This window comes from Paenibacillus cellulosilyticus (assembly GCF_003182255.1).
Taxonomy (GTDB): Bacteria; Bacillota; Bacilli; order Paenibacillales; family Paenibacillaceae; genus Paenibacillus_T; species Paenibacillus_T cellulosilyticus.
Window position 1 is genome coordinate 1 of sequence record NZ_QGTQ01000077.1, and the last position, 1092, is coordinate 1092.

2 protein-coding genes are annotated in these 1092 nt (G+C 40.8%); both read right to left on the reverse strand.

Translation table 11 applies throughout. The annotated features are described in order from the left end of the window. Window positions 1-236: 236 nt before the first annotated feature. Entirely contained in the window at window positions 237-614 is a 378-nt protein-coding gene (locus DFQ01_RS30760; protein WP_110047717.1) for a hypothetical protein, read from the reverse strand. Between the two features lie 45 nt (window positions 615-659). Then, on the reverse strand, window positions 660-944 hold the full coding sequence (locus DFQ01_RS30765; RefSeq protein WP_110047718.1) for a hypothetical protein: 285 nt from the start codon (window positions 942-944) through the stop codon (window positions 660-662). Between the last annotated feature and the right edge of the window lie 148 nt (window positions 945-1092).

Below are 1092 nucleotides of genomic sequence, written 5' to 3' on the forward strand. Positions count from 1 at the left end.
GATATGAAATTCATTCTTTTGTGATCTCTAAGGTTATACATACCGCATTAATTTCTGCTAACGTCTTTGTATTCACGAACCCTCACTGGCTTAAGCGCGAATGCGCGGGTCGTCAGACTTAGCCAGTGCAGGGTTGTCCGGCTGCTTCCACTTCCCCGAAATGCCCCTGCCGGACCGAGGGCCGGATGGCCCGATGCGTGAATATGGTGTTATATGAAGGTACGGACTTCCTGAGGTTACATTCTAGTTACTGAAATTATTTCTATTTCATTGCAATAGAACTTAACGTTTTCAGTCTCATAGTCATTTACTTTATAGTTCAAATCGCTCCATCCATCATCACTGATATCAGTAATTTCAAAAGAACTTAACTGTATTCCATAATCAGTTGTACATGAGAGGTTTAAATTCTGAATGCTCTTAAACTGCAGTTTAATTATGTATGTACTATCAACTTCTTTATATTCTAATTGCGTTTCTAATACAGATACTTCTTCAAAGTATTTATTTAGAACTTTTAAAAAATGAAACTCGGTTATAAACACACACTTATTCCATTTAAATTCTTTTATCTCCAATTCTATTAAATCGATGTTTTGGATTGTTCTCTTCAATCAATCACTTCTTTCGTCAGTGGTTTTATATAATCATCCGTACTTTCATATAACGTCTTTGTATTCACGAACCCTCTCTGGCCCGGGTCCGACGGACTTAGCCAGTGCAGGGTTGTCCTGCTGCCCCCGCTTCCCCGAAATGCCTCTTCCGGACCGAGGGCCGGATGGCCCGATGCGTGAATACGGTGTTATCGGACGGTCTCGCCTTCTTCGAGCTACATTCATACCGTTCTTCAATCGTCTTCGCTCTTCAATAATGTCCTTGATCTTTAACTGCTCTTCGATCTTCAACAGTCCTTTGATCTTTAATCGCTCTTCGATCTTCAACATGCCCCTTGGATCTTTAATCGCTCTTCGATCTTCAACATGCCCCTTGGATCTTTAATCGCTCTTCGATCTTCAACATGTTCTTTGATCTTTAATCGCTCTTCGATCTCCAACATGTTCTTTGATCTTTAATCACTCTTCGATCTTTCCC

Coding starts and splice junctions, on each gene's coding strand:
- DFQ01_RS30765 (WP_110047718.1), bottom strand. CDS start 944: ATGTTGAAGATCGAAGAGCGATTAAAGATCAAAGGACTGTTGAAGATC.